Raw genomic sequence first — 22,883 nt, 5'->3', positions numbered from 1 at the left:
GCCTGGAGACAGGCACGCCGGGTGCGGGAAGCGGCTCGGGGAAACGGACCGGTCGACAAGACCGCAACCGCGCCCCGAGCCGACTTCACCGTCGACTGTGCGGCCACCCTCAAGCGGGTCTACGTGTTCTTCGTGATGGAGGTCGCCACCCGCTACGTCCACGTCCTCGGCGCCACCACCAACCCAGACGGAGCACGGACCACCCAACAAGCCCGCAACCTGCTCATGGACCTCGGCGACCGGGCAGACGACCTCCGGTTCCTCATCCGCGACCGGGCCGGCCAGTTCACCGCCTCGTTCGACGCGGTCCTCTCCGACGCTGGCATCAAGGTCGTGAAAATTCCACCACGCTGCCCGAGAGCCAACACCCACGCCGAACGGTTCGTCGGCACCATCCGACGAGAAGTCACCGACCGCCTGCTCATCATCAACGAACACCACCTACGGACCGTGCTGAACCGCTACCCGGCCCACTACAACCACCGCCGACCACACCAAGCACTGCAACTCGCACCACCACGATCGGACCGGCCGATCGCAGAGCAGGGCTACACCTCGATACGCCGCCGACCAGTCCTCGGCGGCCTCATCGACGACTACGAACCCACCGCAGCCTAACCGCAGGTCAGACCATGCGGCCGACTTCTGGCACCCCACAGGGTGGCGGAGCTGGCCCGGTTGGACCGCGCCCTGACCACCGCCCTGCCCTCCCCCGTACCGGTCGTACCGGAGCCAATCTCGGCTGATTCGCTTCTTGTGGTCGCGTCTGCCATCGGCGGTGCCGAAGGAATTGGCAATTAGGAGGTTCGACTGAGATGCAGTGTACCGCAACTCAGGCATTCGATACCCGGATTGAGCTGAAGCGGGGTTCTTTCGAATTCGATGGCGGACCCGTCGGCAGACAGCGTGATGCTGTACCTAACCTTCCCGACGGGCGAACTGCAATCGGACGGGTCGTAGAGTGTCTCGGTTCCCGATGCCTGCGAGTCGTTGCCGGTCAGCCGGATCTCGATACATTGATTGCGTATTGCATACGAGCCTGATCCGGCCTTCCGGACTGTCACAGAAACGCCTTGGCCTTTCCAGGTGCCAGCGATGCCACTCGGGCTGTCATCCTGCTGTTTCACCACCGTGGTGACGATAACGGCGATCACGATGAGTAACAGGAGTGGTAGTAGGCCGGTTCCGGTGGCGGCCGCTGCTGCGGTCGCGGCGCTGGCCATTCCGGCCGTCTGCCCGGCGGCGGCGGTCGGGGCTGCGGCGGGTGCGTATGACGCGGCGGAGGTTGTGTCTGGCGGGCTCGTGCTGGTGTCGGTCGCACCGTCGTCCCCGTAGCGGGTGTCCTGGGCGGGGTCCTGGCTGGCTGGGTCGGGGTCGAAGTGGAGTTCCGGGTGGGGAAGGTCCGGGTAGTCGTGGGTGACGGGATCGGAGATGTCGTGGTCGAGTCCGGTCATGTGATCGGTGACCTGGGCGGAATCTTCGGATAGCTCCGACGCGGTGCCGGGTCCCGGGGGTGTCTCGGACAGGTCCGGCCGCACGGCTGCGTCGCCTGGGTCGGCTGCGGGGTTCATGAGCATGACGGCATGAGCCGCGAGGGCGGCGGCGATGACCCGTCGTCCGGTCACCCGGGACCGGAAGGATTCCTCGCGGAGGAAGTAGGCCTCGGCTTGCCGGTCGCCCTGGTGTCGCGCGGCCGTCCAGCCGTGGCCGAGGATTCGGCCCCATGTGTCGAACCGCAGTGAGCGTGCGAGGGCGGGGGAGGCGGCCCTGCCCAGGGCGACCGCGAGGTCCGGTCGGCCTGTCTCGCTTGCCAGGCTTGCCAACCGTTCGAAGACCCGGCTGTGGCGGGCGACGCGGGCGGGGTCGGTGGCGGGGTCCGATGCCCAGGAGGTGAAGTACTGGCACAGCCACTCGAGTGGGAACCCGGAGGCGTCGCGGTTCCGCAGCGCTGTGACGACGCCGGGGGCGCAGTGGTAGCCGTCCTCGCCGCGCACCGCCAGCCCCAGGTCTGTCAGCCGCGCGCAGATCCCGTCCGAGTCGGGTTCCCCGGTTAGGTCGCGGACGTGGGAGGGGGCCAGTTCGGCGTCACGCAATGTCGAGAGAAGGGACAGCACGGTCATGGTAGGGCTGTCGAGTTGGGCGAGCAGGGACGGGAGCAGGTGGGGCATGTCGCCGGGTGGCGGGATCTCTGCCCCGTTGGGGCCCGGGCGGACGGAACGGGCCAGTCCGGCGGCTCTCACGAGCAGTAGCGGGTTTCCTCTCGACACCTGCCACAGTGCGGTCATGGCGGCTTGGTCGGTGTCTCGCAGGGGACGGCCGAGCGCCTCGGACATCAGCAGGGCTGCCGAGTCCTGGTCGAGGCCGCGGAGGTCGTGTACGACTCCGTCGCCGAGCAGTGACGCCTCGCGGCCGGCCAGGACGAAGGTCGCGTCCGGGATCAGATCGGCGAGCTGGCGGAGTTGGTCGGCCGCCAGGTCGGCGTCGTCGACGTACACCGTGACCCGTATGCCGGTCATGAACCCGCGCAGGTCCGCAGCCGACGGTGCGTACCCCCACGTCTCGTAGCAGGCTTCGAAGATCTCCTGGGCGAGGTCGCCTGCCTGGTGGTGCGCGCGGCTGACGAACACTGTCCCGTCAGGTCCGCCCTGGAGGGTGCGGGCGAGGTGGCGCAGCAGGGTGCTCTTGCCGATACCGCCTGGCCCGCATAACTGGATCAGCCCTCCCGCGGCGATGTCGGCGGCCAATGCCGCAGCCTCGGTGTCCCTGCCGACCGGCGCCCGAGACGGCCTGGGCAGGACGGATATGAGCGCCCTGCGTACCGGCTGGGGCCGTTCCTTCTCGAATTCCACGTTCACCGCCCCGTAGCGGGCGTCAATGACGAGATTGTGGTGCCCGGCGACAACGCTGGAATAGGCGTTCCCGTGGACATGGGCACCGAAGTTTCCGGTCTCGTTCACGTTTCCCTCGATTTCTTCTGGAACCGAAAGCGCACGGTTGCCTTCCTCGTGGCAACGAACCCGTCGGTCAGCGGTTCGAGGTGCCGGCAAGCCAGCACTTTCGCCGCAATAAGACGCAGACATGGAGCTAGAGCAGACGCAGCCACCCGCGACCCGAGGTCTCTTTTACGCTCAAGGGGATCTGTCGGTAGGCGCTCGGTCCGACGCGGCTGTAGCCCTGGTCGACCACCTGCATCGCGACCTCGGAGAGAACCAACGCGACGCAGGACTCCGCCGCGGTGGCGAGAGCACGTTTGGCGTCTGCTGCGTCGACCAGTCGAGCCGCGTGCACCAACGGCGCACCCGACCACTGCGCGCCCACCCGGTCGACGAAACCCGCGTGCACCGCGATCCGCATGTCGACCCGGTAGTCCGCGCTGGCTGCCCTGTTGTGCTCACGCACAGCGCGCGCAGCCGCCTCGACGAAGGTGTCCAGGGTATCCACCACGGTGACCGTCTCGGGCAGCACGACGAGCATGCCGTCGCCCCGGTCGGCCATATCGGCCTGCGGGCCGAGTTCCGCGGCCCCCGCGGCGAGGGACTCCGCCAACACCCGCCGCAGGTGACGCTGCCCCGCGTTGTCGTGGCGGCCGGACCCCTGGATGTCGGTGTTCACCACGACCCGGTGCACAGCCGACAGGTCGCCGACCGGCGACTCCTGGCGGGGATCGACCTCGCCATTGGATGTGATGGTGATGTCGCGGCCCGCAGCCACCGGTCCGTGCGCATTGCCGCCGATGGACACCGACGCGGTGTACCTCGATGGATTCTCCATGCTCACTCCTCTTCTCGTCGTGGTCGCGACGTGGCCATGGCTTCCGAACCGGACAGCGCCCACTTGGCGCCGTGGCGGTTGTCCGTTCGGTCCGCGGAGTAGGGACTGCTTTCCACGACGCACCCGCACGTCACGGACTCCGCCTCCGGTTCCGGACATGGTCAGGGCATGGGCGGCGGCGTTCTACGACATAGGGCGTAGAACGGCTAGATCGAGGGCGCTCCGCCCGCCAAGGCAGTAAGAAGACCGGGTTCGGCAACTGTCAGGCGTCTGCGGGCGGTGACCACCGCGCCTCGTTCACGCAGGACCGCCAGTGATCGGGACACCTGTCGCAGCGAGGCTCCCAGATGGTTGGCCACGTCCTGCTGGGTCAACGGAAGATCGACACCCAGTCCGTCCGCCGACCGGACCCCGTACACCCGCAGGAGACGCAACAGATAACCGGCGACCCTCCGGGTGACGTCCAGTGTCGCCATGTCCACCCGCACCGCGTCCGCCTCACGCAACCGCACCGCCATCCCCCGCGCCAACGCCAATCCGACCCCCGGCCTCGTCGCCGCCAGGTCGAGAAACACCGCCCCCGGCACCTGAACGACCACCACCCGACCAACGGCCCGCACGTTCGCCCCCCGCGCCTTGCCCAACAACACCGCCGACTCCCCGACCACATCCCCCGGCCCACGCAACGCGAACAGCACCTCGTCCCCATCAGTGCCCAACGTCGACACCCGGACCCATCCCGTGATCACGACGTGCACGAAGTCCGGCGGATCCCCCTCCCGCACCAACACATCGTCGACCCCGAACTGCCGCCGCACACCGCCAGCCAGCACCAGTGCCGCCTCGGCCGCCGACAGCATCGCCAGCAACGAACCCGGAACCGGACCGTCCATTGCCCTCCGCTCCGCCGTGACGAACGCCCAGCGTAGCGACAACAGCACTATGGGTGACAGCATGAGATTTGCCCGGTTCCGGCTCCGACCGTGTGGGGTGTCAGAACTCTGCACTGGGATGCTGAGCTACGGCACCGTCCTGCGGTGGCACCGGCGACTGGTCGCGAAGAAATGGACTCACCCGAACCGGATCGGGCGACCACCGTTCGACGATGCCGTGGTGGCGTTGATCGAGCGGATGGCCCGGGAGAACACCGGCTGGGGCCACCGCAGGATCCAGGGCAAACTGCTCAAACTCGGCCACCGGGTCGCCGCCTCGACCGTGCGCCGCGTGCTCAAGCGCCTACGCATACCGCCCGCACCCCAGCGCGACAGCGACACCTCCTGGCGGCGGTTCCTGCGCGCGCAGACAGGCCAGCATGCCGGCCTGCGACTTCTTCCAAGTCGACTGCGCCCTGACGCTCAAGCGGGTCTACGTGTTCTTCGTCATCGAGGTAGCCACCCGCTACGTCCACATCCTCGGTGCCACCACCAACCCCGACGGAGCATGGACCACCCAACACGCCCGCAACCTGCTCATGGACCTCGGCGACCGGGCCGACGACTTCTGATTCCTCATCCGAGACCGGGCCGGCCAGTTCACCACCTCGTTCGACACAGTCCTCGCCGACGCCGGCATCCACGTCGTGAAGACCCCACCATGGTGTCCACGAGCCAACGCACACGCCGAACGCTTCGTCGGAACCGTCAGACGCGAAGCCACCGACCGCCTGCTCATCCTCAACGAACACCACCTGCGCACGGTGCTGGACCACTACGCGACCCACTACAACCACCGCAGACCACACCAAGCCCTACAACTCGCACCACCACAACCAGACCAGCCGATCGCAGAGCCAGGCTGCACGTCGACACGTCGACGACCAATCCTCGGCGGCCTAATCAACGAGTACGAACCCATCGCTGCGTAAGCGCAGGTCAGGCCACGTGGCCGACTATTGGCACCCCACACGCCCGAGCACCGACCGGTGACACCGGACACCATCCCGCGACAGCACCGGCGCCCGGCCGGAAGGAGCGGACCGGCACGCGGCGAACACCCGGCCCGCCCCGGCGAGACGTCGCACCGGCCCTCAACCGACCCGAACGGCAATCAACCGCACCCGCGACCTCTTCGGTGCGGTACGAAGTGGTCACCACGACACTCGGGATGTCGATCAAGGCCATAGATGCGCGACCAGCAGTTTTATCACCAGAGACAGACGAATCCGACCACAAATGCGGCGGCACCGAAAGGAGGTCTGCTCCCAAACTGCTCCCCAGAACGATCAACGGCCCGCAGACGGTGATCCGTCTGCGGGCCGCTGACCTGCAAAAACACACTGTGGGCGATACTGGGATCGAACCAGTGACCTCTTCGGTGTGAATGAAGCCGGAATAATGCCTCTACCAGCGCGGATGTAATTACCGCAGGAAAAATGCCGCTATTGGGCGCCGTTGAATGCGGTTCAATACTGTTGAACGCGTCCGACGGCTCCCATTCTGCTCCCCGCATCCGCTCCCACGCACTCCCCCGCTCCTTGGCGATCTGCGGACCGCCGACCGCGACCGGTCGCGCACCCGACCCACATTCCGACCCGGACAGCGGATGTATCCGTTGCCGGGGGAGGAGGAGAGTCATGCCCGCCAACCGACTGGCATGACGACACGCACCATCATGTCGTTGTCGTCGGGCCACCGTCGACGCCGACCCGCTATCGTGTCGGTGTGACCGCAGCAGCCGCGCACCAGCCATCGTCGGAGGTCGAGAAGACCCCCGAGGCGATCCGCGCCGCACTGCTGCCCGAGGAACGCGACGCCTTCGACGCCGACTGCCGCCACGCCCTGGGCCAGGCCGCGGCCGAGTCCAGCCTCGAACCGGTCCGTAGCGTGATCGAGCAGTGGTGGCGCATCGCCACCGTCACCCGGCACGACCCCGCCGCCCACCAGCGGATGCTCAGGCGCATCGACCAGACCCAGAGCACCAGCCAGCCACCAGGGCGGCTGCGCACCTGGGACGAACTGCAGACGGAGCGCGGCGGCCGATAGGTGACCTACCAGATCCAACTCCCCGACGAAGTCTGGGACCAGATCCACGCACTGCCTGCGGAAGCCGACGGACCGCTGTCCGAGGCCATGACCCTGCTGGCCCACGAACCCTGGTACGGCGAGCCCTACCACCGCGCCAACCCCGACGGCGCCCTGCGCCAGCTCGTCTACGGGTACGGCAACGGCCTCGTGGTCTACCTCATCCTCGAACAACAGAAACGCATCGTCGTCGAACGCGTCCTCTGGCTCGAAGACCTCGGCTGACCGCGCACAACAAGAAGATTCACGGGCGCGGTCCCAGCATCTGGTAACAACAGCGCGTTTCAGTCAATACCGAAACTATAGAGTCGACTCACGCCGAGTCGTGCTGCACCGCTCGACAAGTCATCGGGCTGCCGTCGACACGCCGCCGACCAGCCCTTGACGGCCTGATCGACGAGTACAAACGCGCAGCCGCGTAACCGCGGGTAAAGTCATGTGGCCGACTTCTGGCACCCCACAGGCTTACCTGGTCGAACACCGCGACCTCGCGCTCAACCTGGTGCTGCGGACGTCGGGCGCGGAAACCGAGCCGTACGACGACATCCGCGACTGCAGGCACCGCGCGTTCGCCGCGAACCTGGGGCTGGACTTCGACTCACCCGCGGTGCGGCTGGCAGTGCGGCTCTACGCGACGGCGGCAGACCAACTCGCCAGGGACTATCTGACCGAGGAACACGCGCTCGACCCGGAAATGATCGTCGAGATGCTGATGGCTGTGCTGGCCGGTGCGCTGCGCGCCGCGCAGCTCGCCGATCCCGAGTTGCGCGTCGAGTCGGTGTTGGAGGAGTTAAAGTCGCGCTAAAAACGCCGATCGTGCTGAGCGCCAACGACTCCTTCCCACACCGGCCGACCGCGGAGGGTCATGCCGAGGTCGCGTTCGAGCCGGCCGAGGTCGCGCACGAGCCTCTTGCGGTGACGCCGCGGCTGGCGACCCTGTCCAGTGACCCGTGGCCGCGCAGGTCGGCGAAGCAGGCCATGCTCATCTCGCGGTGAGCCCGCGATCAAGGCGTACCCCTCGTTGTTCCAAGACTCCGCATCGCGCGGACTGCTTCAGGTGACGCGAAAGACCGGCCAGCCGATCTCGGTGCGCCACGCGGCGGGATCGCTTGCGTCACGAGGGCCTACCACGTAGACCTCTCGCACCGGCCCGGCCACCGACATCGCGTTCTCCACCACCCAGGTCCCGAGTTCGCCGTAGGTGACCCCGACGCCGTCGTGCTCGCCGACGTGGGTGGTGACGGCCAGTTCCGCAGCCGGAAGAACTACGGGATGCACGCGTCCGGTGCGAGGCGGCGCAGCGGTCGGCAGGTAGACGAGCGCGTGACCGCGCTCCTGCTCGAACAGGGCGTTGTCGTAGCAGCCGCCCAGAGGTCCGGACGCGGCGGCGCCGACAGCCGACGTCAACTCGGCCATCGCGCCAGCGAACCACGCCTCGACGTCGCCGTGCTCGACCACGGCCTCCACCGCCGCCACTGTGCGGGCAGGCTCCGCACGCAGCTCGACCTCGATCGGCGCCGGGTCGGGCCGGAGCAGGCGCCGCAGCGACACGACCGCGGCCCGGGTGCGGTCGAGCACGTCCTCGAGGCGTTGCAGGTGGTCTGCGACCAGGGCCGCCCGGACGTCGGGGTCGGGGGTCCGCAGGATTCGCTGCACATCGCTGAGGGGGACGTCGAGTTCACGGAGGCGGTGAATGACCTGCGCGGTCGGGATCTGGTCGAGGCTGTAGTGGCGGTACCCGGTGGCCTCGTCGACCATGGCGGGTTCCAGCAGGGCGGCCTCGTGGTACCGGCGCAGGGTCCGCACGCTCAGATGGGTCAGGCGGGAGAACTCCCCGATGGTCAGCACGTGTTCAGTGTGGACTCTCTCCCTGGGGGAGAGTCCACGGCTTGACCCTCCCGCGCCGCGAGGCTGCACGGTGGGCTCATGACACAGCACACCGATTCCCAGTCCGATCTGCTCCCGACCACCGTGCGCGAGTTCTTCGCCGCCCACGTCGTCCACGACGCCGACACCGCCTCGTCGTTCCTCACCGAGGACGCGGTGATCGTCGACCAGGACGAGACCTTCCACGGGCGAGAGGAGACCTACGCGTTCCTGCGGGACGCCGGGGCTGAGTTCGAGTACACGACCGAGCAGATCGGCGCCCACCGCGCCGACGACACCCACTGGGTGGTGACCGTGCGGCTCGAAGGCACCTTTCCAGGTGGTGTCGCCGAGCTCGACTACAGGTTCACGCTCCGGGACGACCGCATCGCCGAACTCGTCATCGCCAACCACCCTGCCTGACCGAACCCACGTCATCTCAATTTTCGACGGAGAAAAAAACATGAAGACTTGGTTCATCACTGGTGGGACGCCCGGAGGGTTCGGTCCGCTCTACGCCGAGGCCGCACTGGACCAGGGCGATCAAGTCGCGGTGACCGCGCGTCGGCCTGCTGAGCTGCGGGAATGGGCTGAGGCTTACGGCGACCGCGTGCTGGTTCTTGAGCTCGACGTCACCGATGCCCAGCAGGTGCGCGCGGCGGTCAAGTCGGCGGAGGAGCGTTTCGGCGGAATCGACGTGCTCGTCAACAACGCAGGCCGCGGCTGGTTCGGCTCGATCGAAGGGGCCCCTGACGAGACGATCCGCCGCACGTTCGACCTCAACCTGTTCGCCGTGGTCGACGTGGTGCGTGCGGTCCTGCCGGGTATGCGGGCACGCGGCGGCGGCTGGATCGTGAACATGTCGTCGGTGGCGGGCCTCGTCAGCGCGCAGGGGTTCGGCTACTACTCGGCGGCGAAGTTCGCGGTCGAAGGACTGTCGGAGACGCTGCGGCTCGAGGTCGAGCCGTTCGGTGTGCGGGTGCTCGTCGTAGAGCCGGGAGCAACCCGCACCAAGGCCTTCGCCGGCTTCCAGGACCAGCCCGTCAACGAGGTCGTCGACGCTTACGTGCCGATGGTCGAGAGCGTCAAGGCGGCGTTCGTGGACCACAACGGTAAGCAAGAGGGCGATCCCGTGCGGGGAGTGCGGGCCGTGATCAGCGCGATGAACGCACCCGTTCCGCCGCGCCGGATCGTGCTCGGCAACTCCGGCTACGACGTTGTCACCGCGATGCATGAGAACGCCCTCGTGGAGCTACGCGCCAACGAGAAGCTCTCACGCAGCACGGACTTCTAGCTAGCGGCTGCGGGAATCGCAGCTCCAGCGGACTTCAGCGATGGTGGCGGCGATCATGTCGCCGTCGACGGTGTAGCCGGTGATCGCGTGTGGCGCCATGGGCGAGCGATGCACGATCTGGAGGCCGAGTTCGCGTTCGAGCCGGCCGACGTGACGCACGAGCGTCTTGCGGGTGATCCCGTAGCTGGCGGCCGCCGCGCCAAGCGGGTCCGCGACCTTGTGCCTGCCGATAATCCCATCCATGCAGGTGAGAGCACGGTCGGGACAAGGTCTCGGGATGGCCGATGAGGGTGCTCGTGTTCCACGGGCGCGGCATGATGACCGGCTGTGCTGCTTCGACTGGCCTACCTGGGCATGACCAACACGTTCGCGCTGTTGCGCCTGCTGCCCATGAGCGACCGGGACAAGGACACGGAGATCCTGGCGCTACGCCACCAGATCATGGTCCTGCAACGCCAACTCGGAGACGCCCGCCCACGGTTCTCCCCCGCCGACCGGGCCTTCCTCGCCGCCCTGCTGCACCGACTCCCGACCACCACGCTTCACCGGCTCCGACTGCTGGTCCATCCGGAGACGGTGCTGCGATGGCACCGGGACCTCCTCGCCCACCGCCACGCAGCCAGATCCCGCCCCCAGCGGCCCGGCCGACCACGGACCATCCGCTCGATCCGACTCCTGGTGCTGCGCCTGGCACGAGAGAATCCCACCTGGGGCTACCGACGCATCCACGGAGAACTCCTCGTCCTCAGCATCAAGATCGCCGCGTCCACGTGTGGCAGATCCTCAAAGACGCCGGGATCGACCCGGCACCAGAACGCACCTCGACGACCTGGTCGGCCTTCCTCCGCTCCCAAGCCGACGCGATCCTGGCCTGCGACTTCTTCGAGACCACCACCCTGAACGACACCCACCTCCACGTACTCGCGGTCATCGAGCACGCCAGCCGCCGAATCCGAGTCCTCGGCACCACAGCGCACCCGACCGCGGCCTGGGTCACCCAAGCCGCCAGAAACCTCGCCATGGACCTCGACGACGAAGGCCGACACGCGCGATTCCTGATCCGCGACCGCGACGGGAAGTACCCGGCACTGTTCAACGCCGTCCTCACCGACGCCGGCATCCAGGTCGTCCTCAGCGGAGTCCGCATCCCGCACATGAACGCGATCATGGAACGCTGGATCCACAGCTGCCGACGCGAACTCCTCAACCGCACCCTCATCCGGAACCAACAGCACCTGCCCCACGCGCTGCACGACTACGAGCGGTTCTACAACACCCACCGGCCCCACCAAGGCATCGCCAACGCCCGACCACTACAACCACTGCCACAACCAGCCCCCGATCAGGCGACCCTCCCCCGCCTCGACATCCGCCGACGGCAACGACTGGGCGGAATCCTCAACGAGTACCACCACGCAGCCTGAGCTGCATGGATGCCATTTTCGGCATGCACACGGTCTGCCCGAGGAGCAGGCGCGCAAGGTCCTGCGCGCGTTGGAGGACGGTTCCCTGCTCGACCGGCGACCGCACGGCCGCTACTGGATGCACGACCTGGTCCGCGCCTACTCCGCCGCCACCGCGCTGCCCGAACCGGTGCGGCGGGCGGCGCTGGACCGGGTGGTGGACTTCTACCGGCACACCGCCCACGCCGCCGACCACCTGCTGTACCCGCACCGCCCGCTTCTGCCGCTCGACCCGCCCGTTCCCGGCTCTCGTCCCCAACCACTGCCCGACCACGCGACCGCGCTGGCGTGGATGGACACCCACCACCCACACCTCCTGGCCGCCCAGCACATCGCCGTCCGCGACCACCGCCACCAGGCCGTGTCGCACCTGGCCTGGATCCTGGCCACCTTCCACCAGCGGCGAGGCCACCGCCACGACGACCTGGCCGTGTGGCGGGCCGCCACCGACGCCGCCGCCCACCTGCCCGACCCCACCACCCGCGCACTCGCCCACCGGCGGCTCGGCCGTGCCCACGCCGCGCTGGGACAACACGAGCAGGCCATCGGGCACCTGCGCCGAGCCCTCGCCCTAGCGGAGCACCACCAGGACGCCACCCAACAGGCCCACACCCACCTCATCCTCACATTGGCGTGGGAGCAGCGGGGAAACGACTGTCGGGCGCTGGGCCACGCCCACTGCGCCCTGGATCTCTTCCGCTCCCTCGACCAGCCGGTGTGGGAAGCCCGCGCGCTCAACGCGGTGGGCTGGTACACCGCCCGGCTGGGCTACCACCACACCGCCCGCGAGCACTGCCGCGCCGCCCTCGCCTTGCACCACCGCCACCACGACCCCGGCGGCGAAGCGAACACGGTAGACAGCCTGGGCTACATCGACCACCACACGGGCCGGCACCACCAAGCCGTCCGCCACTACCAGCAGGCCCTCGCCTCGCGCCGCGCCCTCGGCGACACCACCCAGGTCCCCGACACCCTCGACCGCCTCGGACACCCTTACACCGCCCTCGGACACCACGAGCCGGCCCGCGCGGCGTGGCAGGAAGCGCTGGAGCTGTACCGGCAACAGGGCCGCGATACCGACGCCGAACGTGTCCAACGGCAACTCAACCACCTCGACAACACCACAACCACGAGCGGATCGACCTGACCGGGACACCCAGAACACCCGTCTGTGCACGTCCGACGCGGTCACCGCCGACACCGGGCGAGACCTCCCGGGCATGATCGTGAGGTGTGGCGATACGACTGCCGTACCTGATCTTCGTCCGGCTCGGTGACTGGTTATCGGCATCGCATCGGGAGCCGGCATGACCGCGTACGCACCTGGGTGCGAGCGAGTACGAGCGTCGTCAGCGGACTCTTGACGGCTTTGTCTGCCTTCCCGGGATCTCCAGCATGATCACGTGGCGTTCGCCTTCGCTGTACGGCACGCCGATCGTGGTGTGGGAAATGTAGTCACGTAGGTGCGGTGCGGGACCCTTGTCGCGCGGGGGTGCGAGGCGAAGCACCACCAGGAAGCCGATGCGGACGTCCGTGGCCTGGTAGGTGATGGTCTGCTTGATGTACGCGCTCTTGTTCTCGACGGGCACCATCGTGTCGTCGGCTTTGAGTTCCAGGTACAGATGGAAGCCAGGAAAAGTGATCTGAATGTCGGTCCGGCCGGCACCGACCTCTTGGACCTCGACGTTGGTGATGCCGCTGAGTGGGCCTTGGCACAACCAGTCGTACAGATCCTTATGCAGGTCGTGTTCGTCGGCATCCACTTTGAACAGGTAGTCCTTTGTGGACTCCTGGGTGTTCATGCGGCGGGAGACGAAGCGGATGAGCTGGTCGAGGACCGTTTGAACCGCAGGCACGACGTCCCCTCGGAAGTCGGCGGAGGGGGCGAGTGCGTCGAGTATCTTCCTGCGGACGTCCGTGATCACGAGGTCGTGGTCGAGAGCGTTGGAGTCTCGAATGTCGGCGAGGCTGGTGTTCAGGTCGCGCAGTACGGCGGGGTCGACTCCGGCCAGTGCCTCGGTGACGCCGTCGTGTCGGCCGAGCAGCTCAGCGAGCAGGGGCGGCAAAGCGGGCGCCACCTGCTCCGTGTCTTTTCCCGGCGGCTCCGCGGACTGGAGGCTGGCTCGGGCCGCATCCCGCAGGGCCAGGGCGGCGGCGAGCTGTTCCTCGTACCGGGGGGCGTCGCCGTCGCCAATGCGTTCACCTAGGGCTTCGATGTGGTCGTGAAGATTGCGCATGAGTCCGGCGCGCGCCGCGAACCCGCCCGCGATGGCCGGTCGCACGACGCTTCGGACGACGTCGATGCCGTCGACGTTGTCGGTCAGCTCGTACGTGTGCGAGGCGGAGTAGAGCTGGAGCAGGTCGTCGAGGACGACCGCAGCGTCGTACAGGCTGTCACGGTCGAGTTTGTCCCGCAGCCAGGCGATGTCGTGTGCGAGTCGGGCCCACCCGGTCAGGACGAGCTGCTTCCGGTTTCCACTCCAGTGGTTCAGCCCGTAGCCGGTGACGGTGAACTGCCGCACGCGTCGGGCAAGGGTCTCGACTTCGCCGAGATTCAGGTCCCACGTTCCGGCGGATCGGGCCACGCCGTCGTGCCGGATCTGGTCGCCTATGAAGGCCTGTAGGAGGCGTAGGGCGCCGTCGAGGGCTTCGACGTCTTCTCGTTCGTCCTCCGCCCTGGCGAAGCGCAGCGCCTCCACAGCCGATCCTATGCGCGCGTTCGCCTCTACTGCGGTGGACGAGCGGAACGCCCGGACCATCTCGATGTTCGCCTTGGTCCACGAAGCGTCGGAAGCGATGTCCTGGCCGTACTCCCGGTTGCGAGCCGCGACTTCCTCGGTTGGCGCAGCGGTGTACCGAGGCGGCTTCACACCGGTGAGGATGTCGATGACATCGACTACACGGTCGTCGACCTGCCAGAGGTCGAATGCCGCACCGATGGACCGGACGATCGCCTGTGCGTACCGGCGGGGCTGCGGCTCCGCGATGTCCTCGAGGAGGCTGAACAGTTTGTACTCCGATGCATACCCGGCGATCGCCAGGCGTGCGTAGGCCTCTAGCGCATCCGCGTGACGCGACACTGCGGCGGGTGACGGGACGAGGTGATCCTCCTCCGGCTGTGGGGGTTGCGCGAGTGCCAGACAGCGGGATGCCAGCTGGGTTCCGCCGATCGAGAGCAAGTTTCGGTTCCGGCAGAGCTCGTCGATGCCCTGAGCGAACTGCATGGGGTCGGTGCTTGCCGTCACGGCTTCGACGAGCATGAACACGGCGGCTCGGACGAGGTCGGAATCCGGGCCGCGGATGCCGATTTCCCTGCTCACGAGAGCGAGGACCGGCGTCAGCAGCGGGCTGTCGGTCAGGTGCGGGGCGAGCGCCTCTATGGCCGGCCAGCCTCCGAGGCGGTCGAGGAGATCTGTCGGTGGCTGCCCGCCGGTCAAGTGATCGAGCACTTGCTGCCTGATCGCGTCGAGATCGGGACCGGTCGCCACGTGTCCTCCTTTCCGCCGCGCTGATCGTGCCAGCCGTCGAAGGATTTCCCAAGGCGGCGCGTCCTCGCGTTGAGGGCTACCAGACGAAGTCGTCGCCGGTCGCGACCAAGACGTTGTCGTCCGGTAGCAACGACGCGAGCAGCCCGCTGTGTCGCGTCGCGACGACGATCTGCATGCTCGTCTCCTCGGCAACCTCCTTCATAGCGTTGATCATGGTTTCTAGGTCGTCGGCCGGAATCTCCTCGGCGGCTGGGGAGTCGACGAACAGCAGCCCAGGGTGTCGGCCGACTCCGGCCTTGTGGCCCTGGGTGATCAGGGCGACCGCGGTCGCCAGCTTGAGACGGAGTTTCTCGCCGTTGGTCAGTGAGCCGTACCCGCTCTTCGTGCCGCCTTTGTGGACATCCATGTTCGCGTTTCCCTTTAGGGACACGGCGGTGATGTTGTCCGCGCCAAAACGGCGAGCGAGTCCGGCGATCTCCTTGGACACCTCCGCCAACAGCGGGTCCTGATCGCTCTTCAGCCAGGCCGCTGTGACACGGTCCGCCGCTTCCAAGACCTCGATCCGCGTGTCGTCCACCGGTTGCGGCTCGACCGGCGCGACCGCCTGTCGGAGGCTTTCGAGCGCGCCCTCCGCGCGGGCGAGTGCGAGTTCGGCCTTGCGCTGCTCATGCGCCCGCTCGATCTGCGCTCGTCCAACCTGTGCGGCGGCGACAGCACCGAGGCGGTTGCGCTCCGCAGCGGCGAACTCGGCCTCAAGTCCCAGGACCACGGCATCCGCGTCATCGGCGGCCTGTTGCAAAGCAACGAGGGCATCGACCACGTCGCCGTCGTACTCCTCGACGTCCTGGCCGGAGACATCGGCAGTGATCCCGGTGCGTTCGGCTTCGGCATCGGCGGTTGCCGCGACCAACTCTCCGCGAGCGCCCACAGGGATGTCGGAGGCGACCAGGACGCTGACCGCGAACGCGTCCAGGTCCAGAGGTGACGAGCACAATGAGCACTCGTGGTGGTGGCCTTCGGCATCGCGACGGTCTTGAGTCACCGCCGCCGAGCAGCGCGGACACACCGTGGGCGTCATCGCGTTGAAGAAGCGGCGGGCAAGCGCGTCCTCGATAGCGCCGTTACGGCGCCGTTGCTCGGCTCGCAGTTGGTCATGCACCTGCGCGGCCGAAGTGCGCGCCGTGAACAGCCGTAGCGAGAGTTCCTGCGCCTCGGTCGCTCGGTCCGTCGCGGCAGCCGCCAACGACAGCATCGCATCGACGTCCGGCTTGGCCCCGTCAAAGGAGGCGACAACCTCCTGGGCGGCAGCCACCCGTGCCTCGGCCGCCCCGATCAACGCCTCGGCTGCCTGGGCGGCGGCCCGTGCCTTGGCACGGGAGCGTTCCCGCGCGAACTTCACGGCGCTCAGCGCAGTGGCGGCCTGGGCGCGGGCGGGTGCCCACGAGGTTCCGACGAACATCTGCAACATGCGCGTCCCAAGAACACCCTCGTTTCCGACGACGGGGTCGAGGCGGTCAGCGTGCACGGCAAGCGCCGACGCGTAAGCAGGCCAGGCGTGCGAGGTCTCCTGATTGTTCGACCACATCGCGATGGGCTCAAGCCGCAGGCGTTCGAGCATCAACGCTCCCATGAGCGACTCGAACCCGGCGTCGCTGCCGAAGGTACCCAGGCTGACTTGCCGACCTGTTCCGCCGGCACTCGCCTTCTGGGTCACGGAGCCGCCCGGGACGCCGGAGTCGACGTCGAAGGCCACGTGAACAGTAACTTCGTCGACGCTGAACTCGACCTCGACATGCTCCACCCAGGTGAGGACATCCGCCTGCAACGGGCAACGCCCTGTCAACGCCCAGCCATGAAGTGGAGGACCGAGGATTTGCCTCTCAGGTTGCGCTCGCTTCCGACGCCGTTGACGCCGTCCGCCGGTGACCAGTCCAGAGCGAACGGCACCAGAGTGTCTTGATCGCCGGCAGCGTCCTCGGACGCGTCCTCGCCGTCGGCTTCGAGGAGTTTGGTGCCCGTGACGTGGACGCGGCGCACACGAAGTCGGACTGGAACGCCCGTGGTCGCGCTGGTCGCGACACCTGCGTCGGTCAGGATCCGTTCGACCTGCTCCGCATCGACATCGAGCCCTTTTCGGATCAACTCGGCGTGAACGGCATCCCCGAGCGTGCTCACGACCCACCCCCGTAGGTTTAGATGGCTGCCTCAACCGCGCCCAGGTCTTCGGCTGGCTGATCGAGCGTGCCGCGCAGACCTTCCAGCCGCACCCGGACGCTGCCCGCGATAGGAGCGATAGCGACGCCCAGTTCGGTCTTGGCGTACTCGGCCTGCCTGTACTGCCGCTTCTTCAGTTCGCTGCCCAGGTCGTCGCCGGAGACGAGCGCGACCAGACCCACCTGGCGCGTATACCAGGACAGGCGTGGCTCAGCGGTCAGGTCGGCGACCGCAGCCTGACCCTTGCCGGTGAGGAAGAACTCGCTTCGGGCCGCCTTCACCACCCCGCCCTTGCGGCGAACAAGCGCCAGTCCATAGGCGTCCAGAATGGCGAACGCATCATCGATGGCCTCGTACGCGCCGTAGTGCCACCGCGGCATCGGGTACCACCGCAGATCCGGTTCTGGGTCGTCGAGCAGGTAGCGCGCAGTGTCCAGGCAACTGTCGGGCAGCTCACCGGACTCCACCTTGGTGACGAGTTCATCGGCGAGGTAGTCGGGGTTGCGCAGCCAGAAGTCCAGCGCTTGAAGGCGCAGTTCGCTCCGAATCACCTTGACCGCACCGACCGGGTCGCCAGCCTTCACCAGCTCACCACACGCCTCCAGGATGACCAGCAGTCGGATCGCGTGCTGCATCCGAGTCGCCTGAGGACGGGTTCCATCGAGTGGCGCCGCGCTGTGTGCCATCACGCCACCCTCCCCCACCTCGTCAGTCCGGGCAGGCCGGCTCGTGTGCGGTGAATCGCACACGACAAGACTGGCGTTACGGTCGGAGAGGCCCGGCGCCGTTGGTCAGACTCCGAGCCAGGGGCGGTCTCAGCCAACCGCGATCAATGGGGCGGTCTCAGCCAACCGCGATCAATGGGGCGCTCTCGTCGCGCTGCTCAACTACATCGCCCAGGCCAGGACGCTGCCACGCGAGGGGTCGAAGCGGCCGGCCGTGCGCCACAGCTCCACGAACACCTCGAGCATCACCTCCTCCGACTGCACCGGGTCCTGCACGGTGTCAGTGGCCAGCAGGGATGGCCAGCACCACCCGGTTTCATGCATGAACCCATTGCCGCTCCGCGCATTCGCCGCGCGAGCGCTTCATCAAGCGTGATCCCATAACATGGCGATCAGACCAGGTGGGCGTACCGTGTTCGTACCGTTCCTGCGCATGGCGGCGCCACATCTCCGAGTCGGAGGATGGGTGGCGCGGCCTTCCGGCACCTGTCCGCGCTGGAGAAACCGAGCCGCGTCCGGGGTGTATCACCCGCCTCACTCACGGCGCTCCAAGGAGTCGGGTGTGATCTCCGACGTGTCCGCCCGTCGCGCTTCCTACCGTGTGCAACAACTCCGTTCAGCCTTGCAGCGGTTGTTATTTTCCAACAAAGCCGCCAGAACGGCGACCTGCCTGTAACTCGGACGACACGTCACCCGTGTGGGGTGCCAGAACTCCGCACTGAGGCGCTGAGCTGCGGCGATCTCGCACCACGTGCTGCAGGAGCATCATCGTGAAGCGTGGCGCTACGACTGCTCTACCTGATCTTCGTCCGGGTCGTCGGCTGGTTGGTTCTACTCTGTCGGTCATCGGCGGCCAAAGACGTGGAGTTGCTGGTACTGCGGCACGAGATCGCCGTGCTGCGCCGGGCCAACCCTCGCTCGCGACTGGATTGGGCCGATCGTGCGGTGCTCGCCGCGTTGGTGCGACGCCTACCCGACTGGCTACGACACCACCGGCTGGTGACGCCGGGCACCGTCCTACGATGGCACCGGCGACTGGTCGCGAAGAAGTGGACCTACCCAAACCGCACCGGCCGACCACCGATCGACGATGCCGTAGTGGCGTTGATCGAGCGGATGGCCCGAGAGAACGCCGGATGGGGCTACCGCCGAATCCAAGGCGAGCTGCACAAGCTTGGCCATCGGGTAGCCGCCTCAACCGTGCGCCGCGTGCTCAAGCACCTACGGATACCGCCAGCGCCCCAACGCGACAGCGACACCTCCTGGCGACGATTCCTGCATGCCCAGGCCGCGAGCATGCTGGCCTGCGACTTCTTCCACATCGACTGCGCCATCACCCTCAAGCGCGTCTACGTCTTCTTCGTGATGGAGCTCGCCACCCGCTACGTCCACATCCTCGGCACCACCACGAATCCAGACGGCCTCTGGACCACCCAACAAGCCCGCAACCTACTCATGGACCTCGGCGACCGGGCCGACGACTTCCGGTTCCTCATCCGCGACCGGGCCAGCCAATTCACCGCCTCGTTCGACGCGGTCCTCTCCGGCGAAGGCATCCAGGTCCTGAAGAGCCCACCACGGTGTCCACGAGCCAACTGCTACGCCGAACGGTTCGTCGGCACCGTCCGACGCGAAGTCACCGACCGACTGCTCATCATCAACGAACACCACCTCCGGACCGTGCTCGACCGTTACGCAACCCACTACAACCACCGACGACCCCACAGAGCACAGCAACTCGCGCCACCACGACCAGACCGGCCGACCGCAGAGCCGGGCTACACCTCGATACGCCGCCGGCCAGTCCTCGGCGGCCTGATCAACGAGTACGAACCCATAGCAGCCTAACCGCAGGTCAGACCCCGTGGCCGACTTTTGACACCCCACACGTAGCCGACAAGATCAGCCCAGCGACTGCACCAGCAACAGGTGCACCTCGCGCTGCTCCTCCAGGATCAAGTACACCACCTGACCCGCCCCATCCGGTCCGAAGCTCCAGTACCGCACCGCCGCGCCGGGGTTGTCCTCATGCTGCGGACGGCCGTTCCACGGCTGCAACTCCAACACCGCCAACACCTCGGCATACGCCGACAGCGCCTCCACGGGCAGCGCGGCGACCTGCTCCAGGCTCGCCGCGTCGGGCACGACGCGATACACCGGCTACTCGGCCCGCCCCTGACGCCGGCGCAACAGCGCCTTCATCTCCTCCAACGACACCTCATCCGGATTGGCGCCCAGACGCTGGACCTGCTCGGCCTTGGCCAACAACCGGTAGTACGAACCCGGGTCGCGCAACTCGCCGTAGGCGATGTGCCGCCACTTGCCCAACAGATCCCGTATCCCGGCCAAGTCCTTCGACACCTTGGCCCGCTCCAACACCAACTCCCACTCACGATCGAACTCCGCCACCAGCATCGGCGTCAACGCAGCCCGGATCGCCACCGGATCAGCCGCAGGCACCACCGGACCGCCACCGGAGGGCACCGACGCAGCAGGAGAGGCCATGCCCCACCCTAACGCCGAACCACCACGAGCGTTCCCCCGCCGTCGATCACCGGCCCGGAAGCCACCACAGTGAAGGTGCCTGAAAGACACTCATGACCGACAGGCCGAGCACGAGCCTTCGCAGACCGCCGGTCCACACGTCGACACGCCACCGAACCATCCTCGGCGACCTGATCAACGAGTACGAACGCGCAGCCACGTAAGCGCAGGTCAGGCCGTGTGGCCGACTATTGACACCCCACAGGGCTAAGGACCGGCTGACCGGCCTCCTGGACCGTTGGGGCTGGGACGTCCACGCGCCACACGTCCTGGAGCACGCCCAGCGACAACACCAGCCGGTCGCACTGCTGATCGTCGACCTCGACCACTTCAAACGCATCAACGACGAGTTCGGCCACCCGGCCGGTGACGCCGCCCTTCGCGCGACCGCAAAGGTGCTGCGAACCGCAGTCAGGAAGGCCGACCTGGTCGGACGCTTCGGCGGCGACGAGTTCCTCATCCTACTGCCCGGCGCTGACGCCGATCAAGCTCTCACCGTCGCACAACGGATCAGCACCGGCATCGCGGCTATCCGCCTCGATGCGAGCACGCCCGGCGTGATCACGACCATCCGTGGCCTGACCGCGTCGATCGGCATCACGACCACCAGCCGACCGGGCAACGACACACCGGAGTCCCTGCTGTTCGACGCCGACATCGCCCTGCGGAACGCCAAGGGTGCCGGACGCGACAGCATTCAAGCCTCTTGGCTGCCAGTCGTCCCGAGCGAAGAGGAAGCCGCTGCGGCGGTGGCGCAGCAGGCGTCCTACTGGCAGGGCTTGTACGAAGTGGTCCACCTGCTCAAAGGCGAATGGGTACCGGCGATCCTCGCCGCGCTGGCCGATGGTCCCCGGCACTTCACCGAGATCCTGTCCACCATCCACGCCACCACCGTCGGGCAACCCGACTCGGACCGTTGGCTGCACGACAGCATCCTGGGCAGGACCCTCCGTCGCATGGAGGACAAGCAGCTCGTCACCCGCCACGAAGAACCCGCCCGGTTCCCCAAGTCCACCGTCTACGAGCTGACATCCCAGGCTGCGGCGCTGCTGTCCGCACTCACGCCCGCCGTCAACTTGCTCTCGACCGAACCGGGCCCGCCGCCCACAGCGACACAGACCCACCGGCCCCTACAAGCCGTGGGGTGACCAGAGAGACTGCGTCACAACTCCGAGCCGTCGGTACCGTGCCCGGTTGATCAAGGCCGTCGGACAGGCGATCGGCATGATCGCCTGTCCGCTGTCGGTGCGACCGCCAGACGCAAACCGGCCGCAGTTACACGTCGTAACGTCCCGCCTTGATCTGGCTGATGAACGACGCGGCGCTGCCGGCGCCGAAGGCCAACCGGGCACCCGCCGGGTTCTTCGAGTCGCGAATGAGGGTCTGCTCGGCGGTGAGTGCCACCTCTACGCAGGCCCCGTTCTGCCCGTTCGACCGACTGCTCTTTCTCCAAGCTCCTTGGCGCAGGTCAGGCATCATCCCGCACCCCTTCCGCTCGCCTTCACAGGTTCGACCTCAGCCTATCCATGAGGTCGATCGACTTCGCCCGGCTGAGTGCGGACTTCTGGGCCTGGTCGAACATCTCCCGGTAGCGAGCGATCTCCAGCGGATGGTCGAGGTACTCGGCGACGAGGTCGCTCTCGATGAACACCACGTCCTTGTGCGGCTCGGGCGGCAGGCGAAGTACCACGAAACCGGCGCCCTGAGCCGCGTAGGCACCGACGTCGAACGGGATGATCCGGAGATCGACGTTCGCCAACCTGCCCACCTCCATCAGCAAGCCGAGCTGGGCACGCATCACCGCTCGGCCTCCGACCTCGCGGCAGAGCACCGCTTGATCGAGCACGACGTTCACCTCGGGTGCACGCTCGCCCGTGAGGTCGTTGAAGCGGAGCTGGCGGAGTTCGACGGAACCGGCAAGATCGTCCTCACCGCTGTCCGGCTTGGCAGCGCGACGGATCGCACGCACGTACTCCGGCACCTGGAACGGACCGAAGACCAGGCTGGGCTCGTGGACCCAGAGGGCCTCGGCCTGGCCCTCCATCTCGTGGTAGTCCTCGAAGTCACCACGCAGGATCGTGCTGTAGCGGCTGAACCGTCCGGGCTTGCTCGACTCCTCCGCCATGCGCAGCAGGCTCGCCCTCTCGTCGGGTCCGACGTCGTACAGCGGGCACATGAGCTTCACGTATGCGGGCTTGACCGCCTGCTTGCCGTTCTCGATCTTGCTGAGCGTCGCGGTCGAGATGCCGACTTCCTCGGCGACCTCCTTGGGCGACAGGTCCGCGGCCTTGCGCAGCTCGCGCAAGCGGCTGCCGAGCCGCTTCCGCAGGAACGGCGCTCGCTGCTCGACCTCGCTCATCCGGCCTCCATGCGTCGGTGGTGTGGGCCAAGTGTGGTGGACGGCTCCTGATCTTCGGTAGCAGGATCACCCCAACGAACGATTTCGCCGCGAAATTTCGTCGCGTACATTTTCGTCTGCCGGACCGTTGGTGGACCGG

General features: G+C 67.3%; 28 protein-coding genes. 13 read left to right on the top strand and 15 right to left on the bottom strand.

The genetic code is table 11. The features are described 5' to 3' along the window. Positions 1 to 21 precede the first annotated feature (21 nt). Entirely contained in the window at positions 22 to 618 is a 597-nt protein-coding gene (locus tag B0I31_RS25810; protein ID WP_106617995.1) for an integrase core domain-containing protein, read from the top strand. A gap of 179 nt (positions 619 to 797) precedes the next feature. Here the strand turns inward: B0I31_RS25810 and B0I31_RS25805 are convergent, their stop codons facing one another. From B0I31_RS25805 to B0I31_RS25795, 3 genes are all read right to left on the bottom strand, one after another. Then, on the bottom strand, positions 798 to 2,957 hold the full coding sequence (locus tag B0I31_RS25805; RefSeq protein WP_106617994.1) for an ATP-binding protein: 2,160 nt from the start codon (positions 2,955 to 2,957) through the stop codon (positions 798 to 800). Positions 2,958 to 3,084: 127 nt separating this feature from the next. After that, positions 3,085 to 3,771: a hypothetical protein gene (locus tag B0I31_RS25800; RefSeq protein WP_146173935.1), complete on the bottom strand. Its 687-nt coding sequence runs from the start codon at positions 3,769 to 3,771 to the stop codon at positions 3,085 to 3,087. Between the two features lie 206 nt (positions 3,772 to 3,977). Beyond that, the gene (locus tag B0I31_RS25795) at positions 3,978 to 4,631 is read right to left on the bottom strand and encodes a Crp/Fnr family transcriptional regulator (protein ID WP_245950469.1); all 654 of its coding nucleotides are present in this window, start codon (positions 4,629 to 4,631) and stop codon (positions 3,978 to 3,980) included. A gap of 452 nt (positions 4,632 to 5,083) precedes the next feature. Here B0I31_RS25795 and B0I31_RS41955 point away from each other — a divergent pair, with 452 nt between their 5' ends. The 6 genes from B0I31_RS41955 (at position 5,084) to B0I31_RS25770 (ending at position 7,787) form a co-directional block, all read left to right on the top strand. Further along, positions 5,084 to 5,275 carry a hypothetical protein gene (locus tag B0I31_RS41955; RefSeq protein WP_245950398.1) on the top strand — a complete coding sequence of 64 codons (192 nt, stop codon included), beginning with the start codon at positions 5,084 to 5,086 and terminating at the stop codon, positions 5,273 to 5,275. Positions 5,276 to 5,350: 75 nt separating this feature from the next. After that, complete coding sequence (locus tag B0I31_RS41950; protein ID WP_245950396.1) at positions 5,351 to 5,635, top strand: integrase core domain-containing protein; 285 nt, start codon at positions 5,351 to 5,353, stop codon at positions 5,633 to 5,635. Positions 5,636 to 6,431: 796 nt separating this feature from the next. After that, complete coding sequence (locus B0I31_RS25785; protein ID WP_106617991.1) at positions 6,432 to 6,752, top strand: DUF6247 family protein; 321 nt, start codon at positions 6,432 to 6,434, stop codon at positions 6,750 to 6,752. Beyond that, entirely contained in the window at positions 6,753 to 7,016 is a 264-nt protein-coding gene (locus B0I31_RS25780) for a hypothetical protein (protein ID WP_106617990.1), read from the top strand. Between the two features lie 211 nt (positions 7,017 to 7,227). Next, complete coding sequence (locus tag B0I31_RS25775; RefSeq protein WP_106617989.1) at positions 7,228 to 7,596, top strand: hypothetical protein; 369 nt, start codon at positions 7,228 to 7,230, stop codon at positions 7,594 to 7,596. Positions 7,597 to 7,607: 11 nt separating this feature from the next. Beyond that, positions 7,608 to 7,787: a hypothetical protein gene (locus tag B0I31_RS25770; RefSeq protein WP_106617988.1), complete on the top strand. Its 180-nt coding sequence runs from the start codon at positions 7,608 to 7,610 to the stop codon at positions 7,785 to 7,787. Positions 7,788 to 7,844: 57 nt separating this feature from the next. Here the strand turns inward: B0I31_RS25770 and B0I31_RS25765 are convergent, their stop codons facing one another. Continuing rightward, entirely contained in the window at positions 7,845 to 8,639 is a 795-nt protein-coding gene (locus tag B0I31_RS25765) for a MerR family transcriptional regulator (RefSeq protein WP_106617987.1), read from the bottom strand. Between the two features lie 78 nt (positions 8,640 to 8,717). On the opposite strand from B0I31_RS25765, the gene B0I31_RS25760 reads away from it, so the two are divergent. Further along, positions 8,718 to 9,080, top strand: coding sequence for a nuclear transport factor 2 family protein (locus B0I31_RS25760; protein ID WP_106617986.1), 363 nt, complete (start codon positions 8,718 to 8,720; stop codon positions 9,078 to 9,080). Positions 9,081 to 9,120: 40 nt separating this feature from the next. Next, the gene (locus B0I31_RS25755; RefSeq protein WP_106617985.1) at positions 9,121 to 9,951 is read left to right on the top strand and encodes an SDR family NAD(P)-dependent oxidoreductase; all 831 of its coding nucleotides are present in this window, start codon (positions 9,121 to 9,123) and stop codon (positions 9,949 to 9,951) included. On the opposite strand, the gene B0I31_RS25750 is transcribed toward B0I31_RS25755, so the two are convergent. Both B0I31_RS25750 and B0I31_RS41235 read right to left on the bottom strand, forming a co-directional pair. Continuing rightward, positions 9,952 to 10,194 carry a helix-turn-helix domain-containing protein gene (locus B0I31_RS25750; protein WP_106617984.1) on the bottom strand — a complete coding sequence of 81 codons (243 nt, stop codon included), beginning with the start codon at positions 10,192 to 10,194 and terminating at the stop codon, positions 9,952 to 9,954. It lies immediately after the preceding gene. A 183-nt stretch (positions 10,195 to 10,377) separates the two neighbouring features. Then, entirely contained in the window at positions 10,378 to 10,518 is a 141-nt protein-coding gene (locus B0I31_RS41235; RefSeq protein ID WP_219910797.1) for a hypothetical protein, read from the bottom strand. 203 nt (positions 10,519 to 10,721) lie between these two features. On the opposite strand from B0I31_RS41235, the gene B0I31_RS41230 reads away from it, so the two are divergent. Both B0I31_RS41230 and B0I31_RS25740 read left to right on the top strand, forming a co-directional pair. After that, complete coding sequence (locus B0I31_RS41230) at positions 10,722 to 11,375, top strand: integrase core domain-containing protein (protein WP_245950394.1); 654 nt, start codon at positions 10,722 to 10,724, stop codon at positions 11,373 to 11,375. 70 nt (positions 11,376 to 11,445) lie between these two features. After that, complete coding sequence (locus B0I31_RS25740) at positions 11,446 to 12,561, top strand: tetratricopeptide repeat protein (protein WP_245950392.1); 1,116 nt, start codon at positions 11,446 to 11,448, stop codon at positions 12,559 to 12,561. Positions 12,562 to 12,763: 202 nt separating this feature from the next. On the opposite strand, the gene B0I31_RS25735 is transcribed toward B0I31_RS25740, so the two are convergent. From B0I31_RS25735 to B0I31_RS25715, 5 genes are all read right to left on the bottom strand, one after another. Continuing rightward, a complete protein-coding gene (locus B0I31_RS25735; RefSeq protein ID WP_106617983.1) occupies positions 12,764 to 14,902 on the bottom strand; it encodes a hypothetical protein in 2,139 nt (712 codons plus the stop codon). Between the two features lie 76 nt (positions 14,903 to 14,978). Beyond that, entirely contained in the window at positions 14,979 to 16,703 is a 1,725-nt protein-coding gene (locus B0I31_RS25730; RefSeq protein WP_146173933.1) for an HlyD family secretion protein, read from the bottom strand. 38 nt (positions 16,704 to 16,741) lie between these two features. Next, positions 16,742 to 17,077, bottom strand: a complete 336-nt coding sequence (locus B0I31_RS25725) for a hypothetical protein (protein WP_106617981.1) — start codon at positions 17,075 to 17,077, stop codon at positions 16,742 to 16,744. Positions 17,078 to 17,094: 17 nt separating this feature from the next. After that, on the bottom strand, positions 17,095 to 17,751 hold the full coding sequence (locus tag B0I31_RS25720) for a hypothetical protein (RefSeq protein WP_106617980.1): 657 nt from the start codon (positions 17,749 to 17,751) through the stop codon (positions 17,095 to 17,097). A gap of 252 nt (positions 17,752 to 18,003) precedes the next feature. After that, on the bottom strand, positions 18,004 to 18,165 hold the full coding sequence (locus B0I31_RS25715) for a sigma factor (protein ID WP_106617979.1): 162 nt from the start codon (positions 18,163 to 18,165) through the stop codon (positions 18,004 to 18,006). 453 nt (positions 18,166 to 18,618) lie between these two features. On the opposite strand from B0I31_RS25715, the gene B0I31_RS25710 reads away from it, so the two are divergent. Next, positions 18,619 to 19,689: an integrase core domain-containing protein gene (locus tag B0I31_RS25710; RefSeq protein WP_106617978.1), complete on the top strand. Its 1,071-nt coding sequence runs from the start codon at positions 18,619 to 18,621 to the stop codon at positions 19,687 to 19,689. Positions 19,690 to 19,743: 54 nt separating this feature from the next. Here B0I31_RS25710 and B0I31_RS25705 read toward each other — a convergent pair whose 3' ends face one another. Both B0I31_RS25705 and B0I31_RS25700 read right to left on the bottom strand, forming a co-directional pair. Then, positions 19,744 to 19,998: a hypothetical protein gene (locus B0I31_RS25705; RefSeq protein ID WP_106617977.1), complete on the bottom strand. Its 255-nt coding sequence runs from the start codon at positions 19,996 to 19,998 to the stop codon at positions 19,744 to 19,746. A gap of 3 nt (positions 19,999 to 20,001) precedes the next feature. Further along, positions 20,002 to 20,346: a DUF6247 family protein gene (locus B0I31_RS25700; RefSeq protein ID WP_106617976.1), complete on the bottom strand. Its 345-nt coding sequence runs from the start codon at positions 20,344 to 20,346 to the stop codon at positions 20,002 to 20,004. Positions 20,347 to 20,576: 230 nt separating this feature from the next. On the opposite strand from B0I31_RS25700, the gene B0I31_RS25695 reads away from it, so the two are divergent. Further along, positions 20,577 to 21,533: a diguanylate cyclase gene (locus B0I31_RS25695; protein WP_106617975.1), complete on the top strand. Its 957-nt coding sequence runs from the start codon at positions 20,577 to 20,579 to the stop codon at positions 21,531 to 21,533. A gap of 127 nt (positions 21,534 to 21,660) precedes the next feature. On the opposite strand, the gene B0I31_RS25690 is transcribed toward B0I31_RS25695, so the two are convergent. Together B0I31_RS25690 and B0I31_RS25685 are read right to left on the bottom strand one after the other, a co-directional pair. After that, complete coding sequence (locus B0I31_RS25690; protein ID WP_106618236.1) at positions 21,661 to 21,861, bottom strand: DUF397 domain-containing protein; 201 nt, start codon at positions 21,859 to 21,861, stop codon at positions 21,661 to 21,663. Between the two features lie 25 nt (positions 21,862 to 21,886). Beyond that, positions 21,887 to 22,744 carry a helix-turn-helix domain-containing protein gene (locus B0I31_RS25685; RefSeq protein WP_106617974.1) on the bottom strand — a complete coding sequence of 286 codons (858 nt, stop codon included), beginning with the start codon at positions 22,742 to 22,744 and terminating at the stop codon, positions 21,887 to 21,889. Between the last annotated feature and the right edge of the window lie 139 nt (positions 22,745 to 22,883).

This window comes from Saccharothrix carnea, assembly GCF_003014735.1.
Taxonomy (GTDB): Bacteria; Actinomycetota; Actinomycetes; order Mycobacteriales; family Pseudonocardiaceae; genus Actinosynnema; species Actinosynnema carneum.
The sequence above is the reverse complement of the archived record's forward strand: the minus strand, read 5'-3'. Positions and strand labels throughout refer to the sequence as shown.